Source organism: Pseudomonas sp. GW531-T4 (assembly GCF_017349615.1).
GTDB lineage: Bacteria > Pseudomonadota > Gammaproteobacteria > Pseudomonadales > Pseudomonadaceae > Aquipseudomonas > Aquipseudomonas chlororaphis_I.
In genome coordinates, this window is sequence record NZ_JACMZT010000002.1 from 187787 (window position 1) to 210097 (window position 22311).

The following is a 22311-nucleotide window of genomic DNA, read 5'->3' on the forward strand; positions in this document are numbered from 1 at the left end:
CCAGTGGAAGTCACGTTTACTGGCGTCGAGCCTGGTCCAGAAGCTTTCTAAAATTTGATTCGTCTGATTTGTTATTCGTGACGTTAGGTTCGGAGCACTCGCTCCCATTCACGATTTGTTAATTTGTGACATGCGGAAGGTGATCCACCAAAACAGCGTTGCGATACAGTCGCCATATTCGCCTCCGTCGCATATTGGATGGTGACTCCATTTTCGTCCAGCAGCACGCCACCGGCCCCTCTCAACAGCGCATGCCCAGCTACAACATCATGTGCTGAAACAGCGTAGAGCGAGACACCGCATACACCGTCGCCGGCGGCTACTCTTGCCAGTCTGTATGCGATTGATGGCATTGCATGAAAACGTCCCGGAGCACACAGCTCTCGATTGAGCTCCGGTTTATTCACCGCCGCGGCACTGACCATAATTGTGCTGTCGCTCGACAGCTTTTTATCAGCAAGGCGCACATCTACTGATTGGCCGTTGCGAATCAAATGGGGAGTACCCTCCGCCCAACCGATGCAGTCGGGTAGCCCCTCAGGAGTCACGGGGGCGTATACAACCCCCAGCACCGGGATAGTTTTATGCAGTAGTCCCACCGATATAGCAGACCCCTTCAATCCCTTCAAAAAGTCACTTGTGCCATCGTTAGGGTCCACAACCCAACACCAAGCATGCCCTGTGAGGACGTGCCCCGTCTCTTCACCCCAAAAATCGCAGCTAAGCAGGCTGAGAAGCTCAGGTCTCAAAATTTCTTCAATTTCCATATCAATCACGGCCTTGTCACCCTGGCCGCGAGGTCCATCCGGGCGACTCCACTCTTCGGAGAGCAAAACGCCTGCGCGTTCAACAAGCTCGGTTACTTGAGCGAGAAGCTCTGAAAGATCTGGGCTAGCCATGTCGCTCCATAAGACTGATGAGCCGCTCAAGGAATGCCTCCAAGGCAGCTGCGATGCGTTGTAGGCAGCCGCGCGCGAGCTTCGGCAAGACGCCTCACTACATAAAATATGTGCTATCGAACAATTCGTTGCATGGCATTTGACCAGGCGTTTGCATTCGATTTGACCAGTTGCATTTGACATGACCAGTCACAGTGCCGTCGACGCGCTCACCACCCACCGTAACCTCACGTTCGGTGAGAATCTCAGCGCTTGCGGCTTCTGACCCTGCGCATAGACTCTCCCTTGAGCTGAATAACATGAGGTTTGTGTACGATCCGGTCAAGGATAGCGTCTGCAATCGTTGGGTCAGCGAATAAGTCATACCACTTCTCCTTTGGATATTGGCTGGTGATAAGCAGCAAGCCGTTTTGAGACTGTTGATCAATGACATCCAGGAGGAAAGGTCCAAGCTGTACATCAATTCCGCCAATACCCAGATCATCAATGATCAAGAGCTCGGCGCGGATCAATTGGTGGCGAAGTTTCGGAAGCGTGTGATCCGCATAAGACAGGGATATTTTGTGGCGGTTCTATAAACCGTATGGGAGCCGAGCCAGCAAGCCTAACTTCCAAAGGCGCAAGCCAACTAGGTTTTCCGGTACCGGTTGCACCGGTGATGATTATGTTTTGTCAACGCCGCAGCCACTCACATTCACCCAGGGCCATGACTTCGTTGCGATCTAGCCCGCGATTGGTTTTGAACTCAATGTTTTCAAGGGTCGCTTCCGATTCACGTAGCTTGGCCGCCTTTAGCAGTCGCTCAATCTGCACTTCGAACCTGGGGTTGGGAATGTATTCTTGCAGGGCGGTCAGGACGCTTCCCCCCGGTCGATTTGCTACTGTAAGGGAGCCTTTCCTCTGTTGGGAGCATGCGCCCGGGCTTTTCGGGAACGACAATCAGTTTGGCGGAAATATGCGAAAAAAATGTGAAGATATCTTCCGCAGAAACCAGCAGAACCACTGTTCTAGAGCGGCGTATTGAGTTTAAGAAATATGCGCAAACCCGGGCGAGGATTTCAGTTCAGGTGATATCCATGCCGTTAGTGCCTGATCTTGCTGAAGGTCTCAGGGTGTAGAGAAGAGATCGATAGCCGATCGAACAGCTCCAGCCTATTTACTGTCTGCATATGAGTCGACAACGACTGAAAAAGAGGCCGCGTTTGCATGCACCTACGGCCCCCCACAGAGGAAGCGGCCTTAGCCCCCCAGAAGTGCTGCAGGCCACACGGAGAACTGGCATAGAAAAGCCCCGACAAGTCGGCGGGCTCTAGCCTACTAACTCTACGCCAACACCGCCGTAATTCGAGTGTCTACTGCGTTTGTGTGCCACGCATTACGGCAGCGCGAGGTCAACCCACAGACAACCGTGATCTGACGCGTTCTGAACGTCTGAGGTTACGGTGTCGAAGGGCACCCACTTCTTCGCTACGAAGATGCCCCTGCGCTCTACATCTACCGCGCTCACTTTGGGGACGAGCGCTGGTGGCAGCAGGATGTAGTCGAGCTTGTCGCTGGCGTTGCCGTAGTGGAAGGTGCCGGGCAGATCTGGGTGGGCGTACTGCGGCAGGCCCATCACGTCGACCAGATCGGTATTGCTCAGCAACGGTGCGAGCGAAGGTGTCGGCTTCTCTCCGGGCGGCGCGTTCAGATCGCCGAGAACGATGGTGCTGGGGAACTTGGCAACCAGGGCCTCATAAATCTCGCGCACCCGCGCTGCTTGTTGGCCTCGCCACTTGGCTGCTGCTGAACCGCCACCCTGGCTTGAGAAGTGGTTCACGAGTAGCACCAGCATGCTTCCCCCGCCAAGGTCGAGGTAATACTCCGGACAGTCGCGCGCAAAGACTGGCTTGGTTTCACCAAGCAGCTGCTCGTCGATGTGCGAGCGCATCGACACAATCGGAAAGCGCGACAGGATGCCAACGTCGATGCCGCGCTCGTCATTGCCGTCGATGAGCATGTTAAACCGGTAGGGCACCCGGTTCAACGCTTCCAACTGTGGGGACACTATCTGCGTGTTGAAGCGATCAAGTGCCAGGCGGTCTTCGACCTCCACCAACACGATGACATCGGCGTTTACCTCGGCAATGACCCGGCCGGTGTTCTTCAACGCCACGTCGGTGATGCAGTCTCGTGTTAACTCGACCCACCCGACCCAGTCGCTACGGCCGTTCGCGACGACATCGAACGTGCCATTATTGTGATTCTGGATCAGATGACTACGGTTCTCTCGCAGCTGGATGAACTCGTGCTTGGCCCGCCGATCCTGAAGATCGTACTTCTGCACCAGTTTCTTGATCTTTGTCTTGTCGGCCGCCGCGTACACTGGCTTCTGCAGGACGGCCGTAAGCACTCTGTAGTCATCAAGCACGGCCTGTCCGTCCGACCACTTGGGCAGGTTCATGATCTTCGGCCGTTCGAACAGGTTCTCGACATTGAAGGTCGCGAGTCGCATCATGCTTACTCCTGCGTGGTTGCCTACGGTGTCCCGGGCACTTGGCCTTTGGCGAGACGATCGACGATGTGTGTACCGACACGAAGGGCGTTAGCCACTACGGTGACCATCGGATTCAGGCCGAGACCGGTCGGCATGAAGCTTGAGTCCACAACGAAGACGTTGGGCGTATCATGCAGCCGACAGAAGCGGTTCACGACCGAACTCTTGGGATCATCACCCATGCGGCAAGTGCCCATCTGATGATCGCCGATCAGCTTGACGTCAGCATCAGTGGTGACCATCGAGTCCTTCTTGAATACACCTTGCCAGTTGGGTCGATCGGTGAAGATCGATTCGAGGGGAGCCCTTGCTGCCTTGAATAGGCGCAATTCGTTGTCACCGAACTTGCGGGCGATCCGGGCCACTGGCACGCCGTACTCGTCGACGTAGGTCGGGTCCAGCGTGACGCGGTTGCTGGGCATCGGCAAGTCATCGGCGGTCAGTCGCACCTCCAACTTTCGGTTATGTTCGGCCATCGCATCGATCAGGCCGCGCCCGATCTTGCTGTCGCGATTCACGGCACCAATGGCATCCTCGAGCGGATTCTTCTTCGCCGTGCTCGTTGTATGCCCTGCTTTGATCCACGAGCCTGACTCACCCGGAATGAAGTACGTGCCGAACGTTGACTGATTTCCCGTCGGCCCGAACTCTCCGTGGAGCAGGCCGTCGTAGTCTGGATTCAAGGTGATCTTGGTGCCAAGGCCAAACAAGTGAAAGGTTGCATTGCGGCCGACCTGATCGGTTGAGTTACCCAGGCCGGCCGGCGGGCCCGACATGAGGAGAAGCCTTGCAGATTGGACCGCTCCGCAGGACACGATCACATAGTCTGCAGAGACCTCACGACGGTGTGGATGGTCCGGATCGCCCAGATCGAGGTACGCCACCCCTGTCGCTCGCTTGCTTGCGGTGTCATAGAGAATTTCGACCACCTTGGCATTGGGCCGGACCGTCAACTGGTCCAAGTGTTCTCTCAGCACGGTGTCCTGGGTTCCCCACTTAGGACCTGTACGGCCCCAGCAGAGGTACTCCCCGCAAAAGCCGCACATATTGCAGGCTTGTCGGACCTGATCGGACCAGATCGCGTCAGCCTTCGCGGTCCAGGGGGAGACTCCACCGACGGCGCCCTCCTTGGTCGCAAGAGCCGCTGCGATTGCGTCTCTGGTCTTCAGACCCGGCGAGCCGGGCTTCACGATGGCAACCGGTGTCGAGAACGCCTTCATCTTTATCTTGGAGGCCGCCGCCATACCTGTTGCCACCAGATGCCCGACAGGCGTCATCGGATAAGCCGGCATCGGGTACGGGTGTTTGGGGAACCACTCCTCCTCGCTGCCAGCCATTCCGATGTCCTGGAGGTGCTTGAACCAACAGCTGTTTCGGATGCTCTCGTTGACTGCACTTCGATCGCCGCTGACGCCCATCATGGCTTCGGCGACTGTATAGAACGGCAGCATCTCGGAGTACGAGATGGGCCAGTCGACGATGGAGTAGCCCGCATTCTTGAGCCCATCAAACTCCTTGGTCCGCTCGTAATAGGATTTCAACCTGAAGTCGATCGGTAGGGCACGGAACGCCCAGGTGCCCCAAAGCACGGACCCCCCACCGACGATGGACCCGGTCCAGCCGCCGCCGAACGGCAGCGCCGCCGCATCCTTGTCGCGCTCCATGAAGGTGTTGTAGTCACCGCGGAGCCGACGCTTCGGATCGGGCTTGCGCAGGCGGAAGTAGTGCTCGTCGTGCAGCGACGGATCGAAATCGAGTTTGTCGTTGCGCTTGTCCTTCGCGAAATCGGGCCCCTGTTCGAGTAGGAGCACCTTGTAGCCGGCACGAGCCAGGAGCCACGCAATCGTACCGCCCCCACCACCGCTGCCCACAACCACGAATGTCGCGTCAGTCTTCATGGCTGGCCTCCATTGGCGCCCGCAGGCACAGGCTTCACACCTAGCTTTGATTCGAGCGTGGCCACCGCGGCCGCCACATCGTCCAGCGAGAAGGTATTTCCCACATGACGGTTCTCTGCCACCTCAATGAGAACGGCCCGCCCCCACGGTGCTCCCCGCTGCTCCAACACCACATTGCGCTGTCCCAGGCACGCGACGAGGAGGTCGACCGCGAAGCGCCTGATGAACTCACGCGAGGAGACTCGGCTTGTCAATGGCCAGATGTTCGTCGGCCCATCTCCGAGCATCTGCGCCGCCAATGCGGTCCAGTCGACCTTGTTGAGATCCACTGCGCCGACCGATTGGTTCCAGCCATAGACGACCTCCATCAATGGCTCCCAACAGGCAGCGTAGAAGACCTGCCGCGACACCGGCACCTTCGAACCATCTGGCAGAGTTTCGGTGTAGGGGCTATTGACGCTTTCACCTTCGAACGCGCCGAACCTTGCGGACGGGCTGAGGTTACGGCCAGTACGCCATGCACTCGTCGTTCCCTGCGCCGGGAGGAAGTGTGTCAGCGGATTGGTCCGAAGCATCAGCCAGCGAGAGGCAACATGCTCGTTGGAACTGTCGCGCTCGAACAGGTCGTCGAAAAAAGCCATCGCAGCATCTGCAACGGGCGCCAGAGTGGCCGCCCCACCTGACGGCCGCCACGGCAACGTCTGAACCGGCGGGATCAGGCTTCCGTTCGGCGGTGGCGGTCTCGGCTTCTGGCTCTGCGCATCGAGCAGCAACTGTTCAAGCGGTAGCACCGCGTTTGCAAGCCGCTTCAGTATCTCTTGTAGGCGTTGATGCACATGTGTATCCATAGTTGCCTCCACATCGTCTTGTGGTGATGGCGACCGCGGCTGCAAGAGATGCCATGGCACTGGCAGCTTTCACATTCTCAATCCGTAGTAGCGGAAACTTCGTGCGCTCCCAAGACCGAGAGTCCATGCGCCGCCTTTGGTCTGGCGTGTTGGTTCCTCAATATTTATGTATTACTTCCTACAGACTCGTAGAAACTCAACAAACTGGTTCCTTCTGATCGTCACCCTGTCTCCCATTGACCGGGTCAAACTCTCCCTGGCGGGACAGCCTTATTTTAGGCTAATGCCCACCGTTACGCCTGTTCAGTTGGGTGCCTCGCGGCTGTTGGCAGCCATTGACGGCTGCCTTTTTTATGGGCTGTGTTTTGAAAGTAGCTCTAAAATCGTTGCCAATTGAGCCTTTACGTTCGACAGTGCCGCAGCACGGATGCGCTAGCGGGGCTCCATAATCCGCAGCACCGGATGCCCGTCGATATCCTTGAGTGGGAAATACGAGCGATGCGTCGCGGAGTCGACGGCAACGACGTGCGCGAGCGGGCCGACGCGGCCACTGCCGATTTTCGTGACGACTGCCTCCTTGACCTGGAACATCGAGACAATGCCGGTCTCTCCAGCCACATAAAGTGTGCCCGGCACGGGATCGAATGCCAGGACGTCAGGCGTTTCCCCTGTATTGAACGCCTAGATAACCTGCATCGTGCGCATGTCCAGGACGAGGAGTTTGTCGTTACCTTCGCACACGATAAAGGCCAGCCGGTCACGCGGGTCGATCAACAAGCTATGGTTGCAATGTGCTCCCGGCAGGTCGATGCGCGCTACGATCCGGTCGGTGCAGGCTTCCTTCAAGCACCTTCACCGTGTAACTGTTGATGACAGTAACTATATTAGCGGTGGTTAATCTCGACCTAGTGCCCAGAGTGGGTAATTCGTTTATCTATTTAAATTGCTTTGCCCCGTGATTCCAGTGTTTTTAGATTAATGAACTAACCATACGGGACACTAGCTTCGCGTAAAATCGCTAAAAGAAGGCTGCGCAATACGGCTGAAATTCGGTTAGGAAAAACTAGCCAATAATGCGCGCAGCCCTCTAGATCAATCAATGTTCGGAAACATACGACTCTTGGAGTGCGCGGATTGCCTCACGGTCGTCAACCCAGTAACGCCTAGTAAGCTCGATGGCCAGGTTTTTAACCAGCTCGTTGACCTCGGCCTGAAGCAATTTCAGAGAGTTGAATTTCGCTTCGGAATCAATGATTTTACGAATGCCATCTGGCGTCGTGAGCCCCATCGTCCAAAGTTTGTTGTCGATCATACGATCCAGTTGCTGCTTCGTCGCAGCGACCAACGCAAGCTCCCTATAAACGGGCAGACTGATCGGCTGATCCTCGAAGTGATAGACGAGCCCGGCGATCTCGTAGCTATTCACCGAGATTAACGAAGGATTATCGCTATCCGCCTTCAAGTTCTTGAGCATGCGAATGATCTTTTTCGCCCCTCCATTACAGCGGCGATCCTTCTCATTCACCTTATCGATGTGGAGGAAAGGCCGATTCCCAAAGGTTGTACGGGTATGTTTCTGGAAAATATAGACCTCGCGATCCTTCTTATTCCGGCTCGCTTGATACGTAGCCGAATCGTGCCAATGCGAAGGTACGACATCAACCTTTCTCGTAAGGCTTCCCCCCGAAAGCCCGATGGCCTTATCACCCAAAATATCCACTTCCGCTTGGGGAAAAGCGGCCTTTAGCTCAACCTCCAGTTCTCTACGCAGATTGACGAGCAGGTCGATACCGCTAGGGCCGCTCCAAGGAAGATAATCCGACGCTCGCGAACCGGTTCTATCGTAAGTCAGGTAGCTATCCAGCAGAACCAAAATGTCGATATCACTGACGCCACGAATATGCACATTCAGAGGAACAGAGCCCTGATATTCGAACGCTACAGTAGTATTGATGCGGTTCTTGATTTGATTCTTTACACGCTCGCCCTCAGCGACCGAGTTCGCCGTGTACTTGGAGTCGACTTCTTGCATGATCCCAAGAGTGTACTTCGCCCATTCGCCGGTCGAACGGGCCTCAAAACTTTCCATGCCCGCTCTGTTAGCTAAAATGCTGTCCAGCGTCACAGGACTACCCTGCCGTCGGGCCTTCAGATCAGACAGCCTTCGACTTACATCCTTACTCATCCTTGTCTCCTAGTGAACTTCATGGACCCAACCGTTCCACGGCTCTTCGCCGTGAAATATTCGCCTTCCGCAGCTTTCAGTCCTTTGGCAAACCTCATTTCCGCGTAGCCCTTATGAGAGTTGAGGCCGAGGTTGCCAACCTTGGGCTGGTTCATATAGCTGTACATGAGCATCCAGCAGCCATCAGCTTCGGGAATCAGGGCGACCGAGATGCTGTGCGAAATGGATGACTTGGTTTCGAGCCGGACACGGATTTTTTCCCAGGTCTGGGAAATGTTCAGTTCCGCTTCCCAGTGATGAGCAACGCTTCCATCGTCCGCATACGTCTTTCCTTCACAGTGCCATTGGCCTGCGATATAAGGGATATGTGAGAGGTGGCTAAGAGGGCGCCAAGCGAATTTGTTGAAGCACCAGTGGATGATGCTGTAGATCACACCTGCGGTGACGGGAATGACGAGGAAATATTTCCCCCACTCCGGCAGCCCGATCTTAGCCATCGCCTCTGACAATCCAATACCCACGGCGGGAAGCAAGGAGACAACAACGGTGGCCAGCATGCCGAGGTAGCGGCCAACAGTGCTCCTGCTATGGCCTATGACCGAATATTCATGATCTTGCAAATGCCGTCCCTCGCGTTCACGTAGTGTCACAATTCGATCGCGAATAGTAGCATTTTGAGACCATGAAAAACGCGGAGCATGAGGATCAACCGGACAACCGGTCTGGCCACGCTACTGCGGCTCAAACGAGCGCTTCAAGAGGCAACAAAAAAGACAGCATGACGTCAATGAAGCGACGCTGAAACAAGACGCCATAAGCCATTACGCTCAGCTATCAGCCTAGCTTCTCGCCAACTTCTACCCGTCATATAGTGATCTAATTAAACCGGACACTTATTTAGATGAGAATACTCACCAGATAGAGGTGCCTAATGACCAAGCAACATCCTTCCTTTTCCGCTGAGCTCAAACGCGAGGCTGCACAGCCCTAATGTCCGATCAGGGCTACAGCCATATCGAAGCCCGTTGCTCGCTCGGGATGTTGAACGTTTAGTTTATCTTGTCTACACCCTCTAAAGTTCAGACTTTTTTCATCTCAATTTCATTTGGCGTACGACCATCCAATGTTGGGACATTGTCCAGCTTTCGAATAAGACTGTCTAACTTCTCCAAATCACCTTCCACAATTGCCCGCTCATCAATCGTCAGCGGCACTGCCTCCAGGTATCGCCCAATGGAAACTTTGCTTTCCAAGGCCTGAGCCCTTGCGCTGGCTTTTGGCAGGTTGAAGTCACAACCAGCACAGGCCATGCGATGCGGGCAACGGCTCCAAAAAGGATTGGCACAGTATGAATCGCCTAGATCGTAAAAGGCATAAGGCTCGTCCGAATGACGGGCAATGACGTCGTGATCAATCAGCAGTGAAACCATATGAGACATTTGGTCCGCTTTGACAAACGAAGCGGCGAGTTTGGTTGGACGAATGCGGATGTAATGCATGGTGGAAGTTGGCGAATTATGCCCTGACCATTGCATCAACTCGATCAAGGACATCCCCTGTGGCACATTGGCTAACGCCGTCACCGCCGAGGCCCGGCCACGATGACTAGTAATCTGCCCTCGACTGTCCTGCAACCCAACCCCGGCTTTGGCGCAGAGGATCGGGATAATTGTCTTGTTCAATATCGAGGTGCCCATGCGCTTACCCCTATATTGGAATAAATACTCAACTCGCTCACCAGTCCGCTCATCCAGCAACGGAGCTTGATACTCGGGACGCTCAAGCAGCCATGCATCGACACATGCCTTGACTACTACTGCAACCGGTTTGACGAACTCTTTAAAGGTTTTACTGGCAGGGATATCGAGATAACAGAGGGTTCCCGCCTTGATCAAGGATCCGTCGTCATGAACGATGTCATTATCCTGAGCATGAGTGCATCCACGGGCTAGGCGGATAATTTCATTACTGCGCAACCCTGCATGGGTCCATATGACAGCCATGGCCTTAATCATGCTCAGCGGGTAATGGATCTCAGAAAGTAAGTCCTCCTGCTCGAGGTGCAAGCTGGCCCAAATCAGCTTAAGCCAGATGGAATCGTCGATCACTCGAGGATTGACGCCACTGCTAAAGGCTATCGTCCGTGGCGTCGCCAGATGATAACGAGGGCTGAAGCGTAGTCGGCACCATCCCCACAGTTCCACGTCGATAAAAAATCGCCGCATGGCGTGCAAAAAGCCCTTTTTGGAGTTCGCCGCGATCGGTTCTCCTAGCCCCGGCGGGCGCCTGGCCGGCGCCGATTCCAATGACCACTCACCTATGACCATTCGATCCACGGCGGCAATGAAATCGGCACACGTGGCCATTTCCCAATCAGAGGGAGATGTTATGTGAGGAGCTGTTTGGCTCAACCAAAGCCCAGCTCTTAAAATCAGACTGTAATTGCTTTCCCGAGTTCTTGGTCGTAGCGTTGAGGTATCTCGCCAACGGCGACACCACTCAACCCATTGAAAACTCACCCCCTCGATGCTCTTCTCCCGCCAGCCTACATACCCTCTCATATGTAGTGGATGATCAATGATCCCCATTGCGGCTAGACCTCGTGAAATCTTGCCGATGGCGCGAGCCACGTTTTCCTGGCGATGAGCTTGCCCGCTGCGTAGTAAATCTGCAGTAAAACTATCCAAACGAGGATCGCCGTTTTCAAGCATTAAGGTGCCAAGAGCGTTGGACAAAAATAGGTCTAAGTTTTGTTGCGCATACCCCTGAGAATGCAGAACCTTCGTAAGACGCGCCTGCTCGACCATAACAATCGAATGCCCAAAGATGGCCACGGCATAGAGGGCCGGCTGACGAAACTTTTTAATCTTCTTAAATGACCGAAAACCGCTCAAATGATAGGCCACAGCCGCCAGATACACTCGAGAGCCACTGGACGAGTTCAACAAGTCTAGCCACTGGGCTTCTGACCAACGCCAACATGGAGTTTTGCTTTTGCTGGTACGCCAAAGTAGTGCTGCAATCGATAGTTTGGCGACTTCTATTGAGACACCACTGAGCGTAACGACCGCCAACAACGGCTCCAGCAACCGCGGTGCAGTTGTTTGCAGACACTCCCAGTTTGATCGTTGCAGCCGCGAAGCGATGGCTTGCAACTCAACTTCGCTACAGATGGGAGAAAGATTAAATCCAGAAAGATTAAAAGGTTGATAGGTAGCATTTTTTCTTTGCTCAATCAGCGAAAAGTCGTTCATAGCTACTCCGAACAACGAAAAAGAGTATCCACTAACTGAGCATCCTGAACGGCTACCGATTGTGCCATTCGAAAGACCAAGTCCATACCCGACAGATGGAGGTAGACCAAGGTAGTCTTAGGGTCACTGTGACCGGCATAGGTTGTAAGCTCGTGTAGTTTCCAGCCGGCGCGTGCGAGATGGGTCAAGCGTAAATGACGTAAACTGTGCGTACTGAAGTCCCTGAGCTCGGCCGCGCTAGCCCATCCGGCTACGGTTTTACTCCAAGTCCAACGCGTCAAGGGCTGCCCCCGATTGCGGTCAGAGTCCGAGCGAAACAGCGCCCCGCTGCGCCAACCAGCTGCGTGTAAATGCCGAAGATGCTCACACAACATAGGTGCAACCGCTGGGCTGTAACAGACTATGCGGCTGCGTCTGCTTTTAGTCGTCTCTGCTCGCAAAGTCATCAAACGATGCGCAAGATCCAAATCCTCCAACTGTAATGCCACTACTTCAGCACGACGTAATGCCCCATAGTAAGCAAGAGCAAGCATCAATCTATCTCGAAGTGATGCCCGGGATGCTACTGCCACAATGCGCAACCAGTCATCGTCATTCGGGACAGCAGGCAGTTTAATTAACCGAGCTACCAGTCCTCGGCTAAATCCTGAGTGACTGGTGAGCGACCGTTGCGGTGAATATTGGCCACGGGGCAGCGGGTTTTTCTCGCAAAGACCTAAAAAAACAAGGTGGTCATACCACAATCGAATGGCCGTCAAACGTTGATGCAGCGTCGAGTTGGCCACCGCCTCGGGTTGCCCGGGCAACAACTCGCGGATGTACAACGTAATCTGCTCGAGCCTGACGTTTTCTGGTGTTAACTGGAGAGCTTCGCAATAACCAAGGTAATGCGCTAACGCCCGCGCATAGGCATCCACGGTCGCCGGTGTGCGCCCCAGACTCGAAAGGATGAATAACCAGTCCTGGACCGTTGGGTGCCGGTCCAAGATCAGCTGGTAGGACAAGTGGGAAGCCATAGTCGCGCCTCCTGACATTGAGCGACTCAGCATAGCTCAGGGAGAAAAGCATTCCACTTAACTTACTAGTGCACATGGTTGGTGATCTCGGCCATCACCTCCGGGCGCAGCAGGTAGTTCATGTAGGCGTACCCGGCCTTTTCGTCCGGCGCGTCGTTGGGCATGGCCACCATGTCGAACCAGATCGGCGCGCCTTCCTTGGGAATCGCATAACCGATTTCCACGCCGTTCTTGGCTTCCTTGGCCCGGCTATCGGCTTGCAGCACATCGCCGGAGAAGCCCACCGCTACGCAAATATCGCCATTGGCCAGGTCGCCGGTGTACTTGGAGGAATGGAAGTAGCTGACGTAAGGCCGGATCTTCAGCAGCAACGCTTCGGCCTTCTTGTAGTCCTCGGGGTTCTTGCTGTGGTGCGGCAGGCCCAGGTAATTCAGCGCCGCCGGCAGCAGCTCGGGGCCGTTGTCGAGGATCGCCACCCCGCACTTCTGCAGCTTCTGCATGTATTCGGGCTTGAAGATCAGGTCCCAGGAATCCACCGGCGCGTTGTCCCCCAGCACCGCCTTGACCTTGGCGACGTTGTAGCCGATCCCGGTACTGCCCCAGAGGTACGGGAAGCCGTGCTCGTTGCCCGGGTCGTTGGTCTGCAAGGCCTCGAGCAGCACCGGATTGAGGTTCTTCCAGTTCGGCAACTGGCTCTTGTCGAGTTTCTTCAGCGCCCCGCCCTCGATCTGCCGGGCCATGAAGTGGTTGGAGGGAAACACCACGTCATAACCGGAGCGGCCGGTCATCAGCTTGCCGTCCAGGGTTTCGTTGCTGTCGTAGACGTCGTAGCTGAAACCGATGCCGGTTTCCTTCTGGAAGTTCTTCAGGGTGTCCGGGGAGATGTAGCTCGACCAGTTGTAGATCTTCACGGTCTCGGCCGCCTGGCTAAAGGAAGCCACCAGCAGCAACGGCACGCACAGCGATAAAGCCGGTTTTTTACGGATCATGGGGCGATTCCTGTGTGGGTTGTTTTTATTGGCAGGCAATCAAAGGATCAGAAAATCAACACATAGGTCTTGCGCACGGTTTCCTGGATGTCCCAGGTCCCGGTGCTGTTGGCCGGCAACATCAGTGCATCGCCGGCTTCTATAAGCAGGGGTTCGCCGTTGTCCGGAGTGAAGGTGCAACGCCCCTGGATGAAATGGCAGAACTCCTGGGCAACGATCTGCCGCCGCCAGCGCCCGGGCGTGCACTCCCAGATGCCGGTTTCGACGCCGTCGTTGCGCTCGACACAGGTCACCGAAGTCACGGCGACCGGACTGCCCAGGGGCACGGCCACCGGGGCCGATTGCTCCAGGGTGGCGTGGGCGGTGTTCTTGAATTGAGTGATGCTCATGGCGCTACCTGTCGATGGAAAAACCGCTGTGGAAACTGCTGTAAAAAACCTGGCTCAGTGCATCAGCCCTTCCATGAAACCCGCCACCCGGCTGGCCAGCCGGCGGCGCCAGGGCGGCGTGGCCGGGTTGGCCAGGGTCTGGTCTTCATGGACGAAGCTGCGAATGATCGCGTTGTAGCCCAGCCAGCGGCACGGCTCCGGTTCCCAGGCGCGCAAGGCGTCGAGGCCACCCTCGGGGATCACCCAGGGCTGGCGGGTCAGCTCGCTGTCGCGCTCGAGAATCAGCTCGGCCAGGGTCCGCCCGCCCAGGTTGCTGGCGCCCACGCCTTCGCCGCCGTAGCCGCCGGACAAGGCGATGCCGTGCCGGCGGTCGCAGAGCATGTGCGGCCGGAAGTGCCGCGACATACCCAGGTTGCCGCCCCAGGAATGGGTGATCCGCACGTTTTTCAGCTGCGGGAAAAGCTCGCTGAACAGGTAGCGCCGCAGCTCGACTTCGCTGCGGGTCAGGTCGAAGTCGTGGCGCAGCTTGCCGGCGAACTGGTAGCCGCCGCGGGCGCCGAACACCAGGCGGTTATCCGCGGTGCGCTGGCCGTAGGTGACCTGGCGGCTGCTTTCGCTGAACGCCTGGCCCTGGCTCAGGCCAATCTCGTCCCAGGTCGCGGCTGGCAAGGGCTCGGTGGCCACCAGCAGGCTTTGCACCGGCAGCTGGTAACGGCCCAGGGGCGGCAGGGTTACCGAATAGCCCTCCACCGCCGGCACTATCCAGCGGCAACGCACGCTGGCCGTGGCGGTTTGCAGGCTGCCGGACTGCCAGTGGCTGACCGGGCTGTTTTCGTAGATAGGCACGCCCAGGCGCTCCACGGCCCGGGCCAGGCCACGCACCAGCTTCGCCGGCTGGATGGTCGCGCAATGGGGCGCGTAGATGCCGCCGTAGGCCTTGGCCACGCGAATCTGCCGGGCCAGTTGCTCGGGGCTCAGCCAGCGGTAGTCGCGCTCGTCGAGGCCCTGGCGGTAGAGCTTGTCCAGGTAGCGGCGCTGGGTGACTTCCTGCTCGGGATAACGCGCGGCGCAGTACAGCACCCCGCCCTTGCGGTAATCGCAGTCGATGCCTTCACGCTCGAGGACGCTGGCCACCTCATCGGGAATGCCGTGCAGCAAGTCGAAGGAGGCGCGGCGCTGCTGCGCGCTGAGCCCGGCCAGCAGCCGGTCCTCCCCCAGCAGGTTGCCCATCAGCCAGCCGCCGTTGCGCCCGGAGGCGCCGAAGCCGGCGGTCTGCGCCTCGACGATGGCGATGTTCAGGGTCGGCGCCAGGCGCTTGAGGTAATAGGCGGTCCACAGCCCGGTATAACCGGCGCCGATGATCGCCACGTCGACATCCAGGTCCTGCTCCAGCGACGGCCGGGCCAGCAGCGGCTCGTCGAGCTGATCCATCCATAAACTGATGTTGCGCCACGCTGGCATACACGCACTCCGCCACCCGAACTTCGATGGCGGCGATCCTAGTGCCTGGGCTCAGGGGCTGTCTTGCGCGCGTGCACGCAAAGAAATTTGCTTGGCATAAGCCTTGGGCGACAGGCCGGTGTGCTGGCGGAAACAGCTGTAGAACGCCGACAGCGAATTGAAGCCGGCGTCGAACGCCAGCTCGTCGATACGCACCGGCGGCGCGGCCTGGTCCAGCGCCGCCAGCAAATGCTGCAAGCGTGCCTGGTTCACGTAGCGGTAGAAACTCTGCCCCAGCACCTGGTTGAGCAGGTAGGAGATCTGGTTGCGACTGTAGCCGCACTCCTTCGCCACCCGCTGCAGGTCCAGCTCCGGGTCGAGGTACGGCTGCTGGCGCTCGAAGTACTGCTGCAGGTCCTCGGCCATGAAGCTCAGCTGGCGCGGCGACAGGCCCAGGCGGCTGGCCGCCGGCCGCGCGCCGCCACCGGCCTTGCTCAGCGCCGCCTCGCGCACCAGGGAAGCGTATTCGTTGACGCGCCAGATCAGGCCGTCGCGCACGGTGATCGCCTCGCTGGCGCGAAACGACACCAGACCCTGTCCGCCGCGCAGGGTCACCTGGTATTGAATGAACGCGGTATTGCCGTCCAGGCGGATGCGGTCACTGTGCTCCAGGGCCTCGTCGGGCGCGCGCGGCATGCTGTTGCGCACGTATTCGCGCAACTCGTCCAGGCCCAGGGTGCGGTTCTGGAAAAAGTCGTTGTATTGGATTTCCGGGTGATACAGCGCCATGACGCCATCGAGGTCGCGGTGCTTCCAGCACAGGTGATAGCGCAGCACCGTCTCGCCGGTGGCCTGGGTTTGCGCCGGGCCATCATCAAGGGCAGACATTAAGGTACTCGGGGGACGGAAAGGCGCAGCTTGCCGAAGTTCGTCCAGCGCTTCAATGGCCAATGCATGGCCCCTGGATACTGGCGTTTTGCCTAAACCGCTAGCGGAAATGACCTGCATCAAAAAAGTGCAAGGCAATTGCCAAACGGCCTGAAAAAAAGCCGTTGAATGTCATATCCCGGTGCTATTTTTAAAAGCTCCACAGGTTGGTCCATTGACGGTCCTTCCATACCTACCGCGAGCACAAGGAAGCGCTCAATGAACAAGGTGGGCAATCCATGAATAGAGTCTCCGCCAGCAAAGTCACCTTTCCCAACGCCTGCCAGCTGATGCGCTGGCATTTTCACCCCATGGGCTTCGAGGCCAGCATGGATGCACCCGGCAGCATGATCGCCCGGCTCTTCGATCGTGCCAGCGGGGAGACCATGATCGCCATTGCCGGCATCCCCTGCGCCACTGTGATGAACGCCACCGATGTCGAACGAATAATCGAGGCGGTGGAAGACGAGCTGGAGGCCTTCATGCCGCCACTCGCCCTGAAAGCCTAGGGCCGCTCTCTTTTCTTGACCCGCCCCAGGTTGTTCTCAAGCCCGCCGTTGCGCGGGCTTTTTCATGCCCGCAGGTCGGCGAAGAACGGCTTGCCCTGGGGAATCCGGTCCGACGCCTTGGGCGCGTTGGCCGCCTGGGTGTCCGGGCTGTCCACATACCAGTAGCAATGTTTCACCGCCCGGGTGATGCCGACATAGGCCAGGCGCAGGGTCTCGTCCTTCTGCGCATTGTCGTAGGGCTCACTGTCGCCATCCTTGCCCAGCCCGGCCATGCGATAGACCTGGTTCTTGTAGGGCGAACTGGTCAGGTGCTGGCAGTCACCAAGCAGGAACACCGCATCCGCCTGCAAGCCCTTGGAGCTGTGGTAGGTCAGCTGTTTGAGGCGTCGCTCTTCCGCCGGCAACCTAGAATCAACATTAACTATTGGTAAAATATGCTCTTCTATCAATAACTTATCGCTACTTTTTCGAAACAGCATCAAGATTGAATCACCGTTGCGATAGTGCTCCGCCAGCCGCGCTGCCAGCCCCTGGTCGTCGCGGTCCAGCACATTCACCGGCAACACTTCCTTGGGTTCGCCGCTGGCCTTGGCCTTCTTCCCGGCAATCGCCGGCGCCGCGCGAACGATATGTTCCGCCGCGTCGATGATGTGCTGATGGCTGCGATAGTTCTCACTGAGCATCACCCGGCTGGTGGCCGGCGACGGGAATTCCTTGTTGAACTCCATGAAGTACTTCGGCGAACTGCCACGCCAGCCGTAGATCGACTGCCAGTCGTCCCCCACGCAGAGCAACGACGAGCGCTGCGCCCCACGCCCGACATGCATCGCCGGCCCGCGACTGCGGATCTCGCGCAGGCTGGCGCGAATCCACGAGACGATCTGCGGCGAGACGTCCTGGAATTCGTCGATCATCAGGTGCGACATCGGCCGCAGCCGCTCATCGCTGAGCAGCTTGAAGTTCTCCGGGGTGTTCTCGCCGAACAGCGAGAACATGCGGTTGTAGCTCATGATCGGCGGCGACTGGTCGAGCAGATGGTCGTCCAGCGCCCGCCAGAACAGGCTCAGGGCCTCGAAGAAGTAGCGATCCGGGTCGTCCTGGGGGAAAACCATCTGGCCCACGGCCACCGACACATCCAGCCCGAGGTTCTCGATAAACCCGGCCGCGGCGACAAAACAGTCCAGCAGCGGCGCCGAAGCCAGCTCGCCCTTGACCTTGTAATCGAAGCCCGGCCCGGCCGTGGCGTCGCCGGCCAGAGACGACAAAACCCGCTTTGCTGAATCGTAACTATCCAGCCAAATCATAGGTTTACGACATAAAGCTTGAAACAGGGTGCGCTTTACCGCCCACTCCGCACGTACCGAAAGCTTCGATCCGGGGCGACTCAGTTGCGGGTTTTCCCGAGGATCGAACCCCAGCACCACCCAGGCATCCAGCTCGGCGATGTAGCCATGGCAGTGGAATTGCGAGCCGTTGATCTCCACCGTCTGCCGGTTCGGCTCGATGCCCTTGATCGGCCAGGCCCCGGCGCGAAACCACAGGTCTTCGAGGGTGTCGCACAGCTCTTCGTCGCGCTTGGCCGCCAGTTCGGTCACGGCCATGCGTTTTTGCACATCCGGGTGATCACGCTCCAGTTCCTTGAGTTGCAGGGCGTGGCGCAGCAACGGTTTGATCGCCTCGCGGAAACGCCCGTCGCGCCGATGCAAGGCTTGATAACAGGCATTCAGGTGCTTGCGCTGGGCGTCGTTGATCCGCAGGTCGAAGGGATTGCTGTCGACCTCCAGATCCCCCGCCACCGGGCGATCGCTGAGGTTCTCGAACGCCTGCAGGCGCTCGAAGCCCGGCAGGCTGCGGACCATCGGCAGGATACGCGAGTGGAAGGTGCGCACCAGTTCCCGCGCCTCCTTGAGCCCCAGGGGCCGGCCCCAGAGCGCGAACACCTCCATCAGCTTGTTGATGAAGTCCTTGCGCGACTCGCGGGTGAAGGTCACCACGGTCATCGAGTCGAGCTCGAAGCCCAGGTAATGATTGAGCAGCAGGATGCGCAGGACCAGGGAGGTCGACTTGCCCGCACCCGCGCCGGCAATCACCGAGGTCGACGGGGTTTCGCTGAAGATCATCTTCCATTGCGCGCTGCTGGGCTGGGCATGGGCCGGCAGCAGGCGGCCAACGTCAGCCTTGATGCGTTTCTTCAGCTCGGCGCTCAGCGGCAGGCGCCAATCGTCGAACAGATGATCGTCGACGCCGGGCGCCGGATGCTCGGTGGAGCGGCTGTCGCGAATCAGCAGGACCTGACGGCCCTGCTCCAGGCCTTCGGCCTTGCCCTCCTGGTAACCGTACTCCACCCCGGCGGTGTGCCCGCTGCGAAAGCCATCCGCCTGGCCGTGCAACCAGGACGCGCGATGCTGGGCGCGCAGGCGGCTGAGGCCGTGACCGAAGAACCTGGCCGCCAAGCGCTTGAGCAGCGGCATTTCGGCCAGGGGCAAGAGTTCGGGAGGAAGATCGGGTGTGTGTTGCGGCACGCTGACTCCAGGGTGTGAGGCTGTATGGGGCGGTATGGTCGCTTCATTCGTCGATGACTTCTAGTGAAATGCTTACAGGTCATTCACTTAAGCCATCAATTGAATGTTTGAAAGCAGAAGAAAGGTTACAAAATATATCTACTTATTAGATCGGATTACGGCATTTTTTGCGCTTTTTATCGATGTTTGGCTGATGGATGATGGGCGCCATCAACCCACCGGTCTCGTTCTGCGGCTCAATCAAGGCGCCCATGACGAACCCTGACAGGAGACGATCATGCTTGAACTCAGACCCTTCAAATCCCTGGGCGGCGCCCATCATGGCTGGTTGGATGCCCACCACCACTTTTCGTTCGCCGAGTACTACGACCCCAAACGCATGAACTGGGGCAACCTGCGCGTGTGGAACGACGACGTGATCGCCCCCGGCAGCGGTTTCCCGCAGCACCCGCACCGCGACATGGAGATCATCACCTACGTCCGTGAAGGCGCGATTACCCACCAGGACAACCTGGGCAACAAGGGCCGTACCGAGGCTGGCGACGTGCAGGTGATGAGCGCCGGCACCGGGATCGCCCACAGCGAATACAACCTGGAAGCCGGCGCAACCAAGATCTTCCAGATCTGGATCATCCCCAACGAGGCCGGTTCGGCGCCGTCCTGGGGCGCCAAGCCGTTCCCCAAAGGCCAGCGCGAGGGTTTCGTGACCCTGGCCAGCGGCAAGCAAGGCGATGACCAGAGCCTGCGGATCCGTGCCGATGCGCGGCTGGTGGCCGCCAACCTGAAGGCCGGCGAGTCTGCCGAGTACTCGCTGGACAACGGGCGCCGAGCCTACCTGGTACCGGCGACCGGGGTGATTGAAGTCAACGGCTTGCGCGCCGAAGCTCGAGACGGTGTCGCGGTCGAGGATGAACGCCTGCTGCGGGTCACCGCCCTCGAGGACAGCGAAATCGTCCTGGTGGACCTGGCTTGAGACAGCGAAGAAACGGTCGGCTTCTGTAGGAGCGAAGCTTGCTCGCGATGGGCGGCAAAGCCGCCCTTCCCGTACTAGCTGAAGATCGTTGTCGCTCAAACGGCAGCCATCGCGGGCAAGCCTCGCTCCTACAAGACACAGCAGCAATAAAAAGGGGCGACCATCTGGTCGCCCCTTTTTTTGTCCGGCTTACGGGTCTTATCGCGGATCAACCGCTGATCGCGCCGTCCACCAGGGTCTGCGCTTCCTGCACCAATTGCTTCAGGTGCTCGTCGCCAATAAAGCTCTCGGCGTAGATCTTGTAGATGTCTTCGGTGCCCGATGGACGCGCGGCGAACCAGCCGTTCTCGGTCATGACCTTGAGGCCGCCGATCGCCTGGTCGTTGCCCGGCGCATGGCTGAGGATCTGCTGGATGCTTTCGCCGGCCAGCTGGGTCGAAGTCACCTGCTGCGGCGACAGCTTGCTCAGCAGCGCCTTCTGCTGCGGATTGGCCTTGGCATCGACGCGCACCGAGAACGGCTCGCCCAACTCGTCACACAAGGCGCGGTAGGCCTGGTTCGGGTCGCGACCGGTGCGGGCGGTCATTTCCGCGGCAAGCAAAGCCGGGATCAGGCCATCCTTGTCGGTGCTCCAGACGCCGCCGTCCTTGCGCAGGAACGAAGCACCGGCGCTTTCTTCACCGCCAAAGCCCAGGGAGCCGTCGAACAGGCCGTCGGCGAACCACTTGAAGCCCACCGGCACTTCGTACAGGCGACGGCCCAGGCGCGCGGCCACGCGGTCGATCAGGCCACTGCTGACCACGGTCTTGCCCACGGCCGCGTCGGCGCGCCATTGCGGGCGGTTCTGGAACAGGTAGTCGATGGCCACCGCCAGGTAATTGTTCGGCGCCAGCAGGCCGCCAGTCGGGGTCACGATACCGTGGCGGTCGTGGTCCGGATCGCAGCCGAAAGCCACGTCGAAACGATTCTTCAGGCCGATCAGGCCCTGCATCGCATAGCCGGACGACGGGTCCATGCGGATCTGGCCATCCCAGTCGACGGACATGAAACGGAAAGTCGCATCGACTTCCTTGTTGACCACTTCCAGGTCGAGGCGATAGTGCTCGGCAATCGCCGACCAGTAGCGCACCCCTGCTCCGCCCAGCGGATCGACGCCCAGGCGCAGCTTGGCGTTGCGGATGGCATCCAGGTCGATAACGTTGATCAGGTCGGCGACATAGGTGTTGACGTAGTCATGACGATGGGTGGTGTCGGCTTTCAGCGCCTGCTCGTAGCTGATGCGCTTCACGCCGGCCAGCTTGTTGGCCAGCAGTTCGTTGGCCTTGGCTTCGATCCACTTGGTGATGTGGGTGTCGGCCGGGCCGCCGTTGGTAGGGTTGTACTTGTAGCCACCGCTTTGTGGCGGGTTGTGCGACGGGGTGATCACGATGCCGTCGGCCAGGCCGCTGGTGCGACCACGGTTGTAGCAGAGAATCGCGTGGGACACCGCCGGCGTCGGGGTGTACTCGTCGCCCGCGGCGATCATCACGGTCACGCCGTTGGCGGCCAGCACTTCCAGGGCGCTGGCGCCGGCCGGGGTGGACAGCGCGTGAGTGTCAATGCCGACAAACAGCGGGCCATCGATGCCCTGGGCCTGGCGATACAGGCAGATCGCCTGGCTGATGGCCAGGACGTGCCATTCGTTGAAACTCAGATCGAACGAGCTGCCACGATGCCCCGAGGTGCCGAAGGCGACCCGCTGGGTAGAGATGGCGGCATCGGGCTGGCCGGTGTAGTAGGCCGTTACCAGTCGCGGAAGATCGACCAGCAATTCTGTCGGTGCCGGTTTGCCCGCAAAAGGACTGAGTGTCATGCAAAACCTCGGGAAATGGATGGTTCGGTGAGTGCTGCGCAGTTTACTGGCAGTTTGACCGCAACGCGACGGGA

17 protein-coding genes and 1 pseudogene are annotated in these 22311 nt (G+C 58.4%); 3 read left to right on the forward strand and 15 right to left on the reverse strand.

Going from position 1 to position 22311, the window contains the following annotated elements; genetic code table 11:
• Positions 1-83: 83 nt before the first annotated feature.
• From J4D28_RS02485 to J4D28_RS02505, 5 genes are all read right to left on the reverse strand, one after another.
• Positions 84-899, reverse strand: a complete 816-nt coding sequence (locus tag J4D28_RS02485) for an inositol monophosphatase family protein (protein WP_103330668.1) — start codon at positions 897-899, stop codon at positions 84-86.
• Positions 900-1144: 245 nt separating this feature from the next.
• On the reverse strand, positions 1145-1393 hold the full coding sequence (locus J4D28_RS30360; protein WP_256587551.1) for an ATP-binding protein: 249 nt from the start codon (positions 1391-1393) through the stop codon (positions 1145-1147).
• An 881-nt stretch (positions 1394-2274) separates the two neighbouring features.
• On the reverse strand, positions 2275-3396 hold the full coding sequence (locus tag J4D28_RS02495; RefSeq protein ID WP_103330667.1) for an endonuclease/exonuclease/phosphatase family protein: 1122 nt from the start codon (positions 3394-3396) through the stop codon (positions 2275-2277).
• Positions 3397-3416: 20 nt separating this feature from the next.
• Entirely contained in the window at positions 3417-5333 is a 1917-nt protein-coding gene (locus J4D28_RS02500; protein ID WP_103330666.1) for a GMC oxidoreductase, read from the reverse strand.
• Positions 5330-6181 carry a hypothetical protein gene (locus J4D28_RS02505; protein ID WP_103330665.1) on the reverse strand — a complete coding sequence of 284 codons (852 nt, stop codon included), beginning with the start codon at positions 6179-6181 and terminating at the stop codon, positions 5330-5332. Before J4D28_RS02505 ends, J4D28_RS02500 begins: the two co-directional genes overlap by 4 nt.
• Before the next feature lie 462 nt (positions 6182-6643).
• Between J4D28_RS02505 and J4D28_RS02510 the strand changes: the two genes are divergently transcribed.
• Entirely contained in the window at positions 6644-7051 is a 408-nt protein-coding gene (locus tag J4D28_RS02510) for a hypothetical protein (RefSeq protein ID WP_158250318.1), read from the forward strand.
• Positions 7052-7277: 226 nt separating this feature from the next.
• Here the strand turns inward: J4D28_RS02510 and J4D28_RS30365 are convergent, their stop codons facing one another.
• From J4D28_RS30365 to J4D28_RS02550, 8 genes and pseudogenes are all read right to left on the reverse strand, one after another.
• Positions 7278-8366: a hypothetical protein gene (locus tag J4D28_RS30365; protein ID WP_103330664.1), complete on the reverse strand. Its 1089-nt coding sequence runs from the start codon at positions 8364-8366 to the stop codon at positions 7278-7280.
• Positions 8363-8986 carry a hypothetical protein gene (locus J4D28_RS02520; protein ID WP_146043823.1) on the reverse strand — a complete coding sequence of 208 codons (624 nt, stop codon included), beginning with the start codon at positions 8984-8986 and terminating at the stop codon, positions 8363-8365. The genes J4D28_RS30365 and J4D28_RS02520 overlap by 4 nt, the downstream gene beginning before the upstream one ends.
• A 459-nt stretch (positions 8987-9445) precedes the next feature.
• Positions 9446-11620, reverse strand: coding sequence for a tyrosine-type recombinase/integrase (locus J4D28_RS02525; RefSeq protein ID WP_103330662.1), 2175 nt, complete (start codon positions 11618-11620; stop codon positions 9446-9448).
• Positions 11621-11622: 2 nt separating this feature from the next.
• Positions 11623-12636 (reverse strand): site-specific integrase, encoded by a 1014-nt coding sequence (locus J4D28_RS02530; protein WP_103330661.1) that lies wholly within the window; start codon positions 12634-12636, stop codon positions 11623-11625.
• A 68-nt stretch (positions 12637-12704) separates the two neighbouring features.
• A pseudogene (locus tag J4D28_RS02535) lies at positions 12705-13625 on the reverse strand (polyamine ABC transporter substrate-binding protein); the annotation flags it as partial.
• 47 nt (positions 13626-13672) lie between these two features.
• A complete protein-coding gene (locus J4D28_RS02540; protein ID WP_009049235.1) occupies positions 13673-14014 on the reverse strand; it encodes a cupin domain-containing protein in 342 nt (113 codons plus the stop codon).
• A 54-nt stretch (positions 14015-14068) separates the two neighbouring features.
• Positions 14069-15475: an FAD-binding oxidoreductase gene (locus tag J4D28_RS02545; RefSeq protein WP_103330660.1), complete on the reverse strand. Its 1407-nt coding sequence runs from the start codon at positions 15473-15475 to the stop codon at positions 14069-14071.
• A gap of 51 nt (positions 15476-15526) precedes the next feature.
• On the reverse strand, positions 15527-16342 hold the full coding sequence (locus J4D28_RS02550) for an AraC family transcriptional regulator (protein WP_103330659.1): 816 nt from the start codon (positions 16340-16342) through the stop codon (positions 15527-15529).
• A gap of 278 nt (positions 16343-16620) precedes the next feature.
• Here J4D28_RS02550 and J4D28_RS02555 point away from each other — a divergent pair, with 278 nt between their 5' ends.
• Positions 16621-16890 carry a DUF1652 domain-containing protein gene (locus tag J4D28_RS02555; RefSeq protein ID WP_007924808.1) on the forward strand — a complete coding sequence of 90 codons (270 nt, stop codon included), beginning with the start codon at positions 16621-16623 and terminating at the stop codon, positions 16888-16890.
• Positions 16891-16952: 62 nt separating this feature from the next.
• Here the strand turns inward: J4D28_RS02555 and J4D28_RS02560 are convergent, their stop codons facing one another.
• Positions 16953-19412 (reverse strand): UvrD-helicase domain-containing protein, encoded by a 2460-nt coding sequence (locus tag J4D28_RS02560; protein ID WP_103330658.1) that lies wholly within the window; start codon positions 19410-19412, stop codon positions 16953-16955.
• A gap of 277 nt (positions 19413-19689) precedes the next feature.
• Between J4D28_RS02560 and J4D28_RS02565 the strand changes: the two genes are divergently transcribed.
• The gene (locus J4D28_RS02565; protein WP_041983574.1) at positions 19690-20385 is read left to right on the forward strand and encodes a pirin family protein; all 696 of its coding nucleotides are present in this window, start codon (positions 19690-19692) and stop codon (positions 20383-20385) included.
• A 208-nt stretch (positions 20386-20593) separates the two neighbouring features.
• On the opposite strand, the gene pgm is transcribed toward J4D28_RS02565, so the two are convergent.
• Positions 20594-22237 carry a phosphoglucomutase (alpha-D-glucose-1,6-bisphosphate-dependent) gene (gene pgm / locus J4D28_RS02570; protein WP_103330657.1) on the reverse strand — a complete coding sequence of 548 codons (1644 nt, stop codon included), beginning with the start codon at positions 22235-22237 and terminating at the stop codon, positions 20594-20596.
• Between the last annotated feature and the right edge of the window lie 74 nt (positions 22238-22311).

Coding starts and splice junctions, on each gene's coding strand:
- J4D28_RS30365 (WP_103330664.1), bottom strand. CDS start 8,366: ATGAGTAAGGATGTAAGTCGAAGGCTGTCTGATCTGAAGGCCCGACGG.
- J4D28_RS02540 (WP_009049235.1), bottom strand. CDS start 14,014: ATGAGCATCACTCAATTCAAGAACACCGCCCACGCCACCCTGGAGCAA.
- J4D28_RS02525 (WP_103330662.1), bottom strand. CDS start 11,620: ATGAACGACTTTTCGCTGATTGAGCAAAGAAAAAATGCTACCTATCAA.
- J4D28_RS02545 (WP_103330660.1), bottom strand. CDS start 15,475: ATGCCAGCGTGGCGCAACATCAGTTTATGGATGGATCAGCTCGACGAG.
- J4D28_RS02555 (WP_007924808.1), top strand. CDS start 16,621: ATGAATAGAGTCTCCGCCAGCAAAGTCACCTTTCCCAACGCCTGCCAG.
- J4D28_RS02550 (WP_103330659.1), bottom strand. CDS start 16,342: ATGTCTGCCCTTGATGATGGCCCGGCGCAAACCCAGGCCACCGGCGAG.
- J4D28_RS02500 (WP_103330666.1), bottom strand. CDS start 5,333: ATGAAGACTGACGCGACATTCGTGGTTGTGGGCAGCGGTGGTGGGGGC.
- J4D28_RS02565 (WP_041983574.1), top strand. CDS start 19,690: ATGCTTGAACTCAGACCCTTCAAATCCCTGGGCGGCGCCCATCATGGC.
- J4D28_RS02530 (WP_103330661.1), bottom strand. CDS start 12,636: ATGGCTTCCCACTTGTCCTACCAGCTGATCTTGGACCGGCACCCAACG.
- J4D28_RS02510 (WP_158250318.1), top strand. CDS start 6,644: ATGCCCGTCGATATCCTTGAGTGGGAAATACGAGCGATGCGTCGCGGA.
- J4D28_RS02505 (WP_103330665.1), bottom strand. CDS start 6,181: ATGGATACACATGTGCATCAACGCCTACAAGAGATACTGAAGCGGCTT.
- J4D28_RS02485 (WP_103330668.1), bottom strand. CDS start 899: ATGGCTAGCCCAGATCTTTCAGAGCTTCTCGCTCAAGTAACCGAGCTT.
- pgm (WP_103330657.1), bottom strand. CDS start 22,237: ATGACACTCAGTCCTTTTGCGGGCAAACCGGCACCGACAGAATTGCTG.
- J4D28_RS02495 (WP_103330667.1), bottom strand. CDS start 3,396: ATGATGCGACTCGCGACCTTCAATGTCGAGAACCTGTTCGAACGGCCG.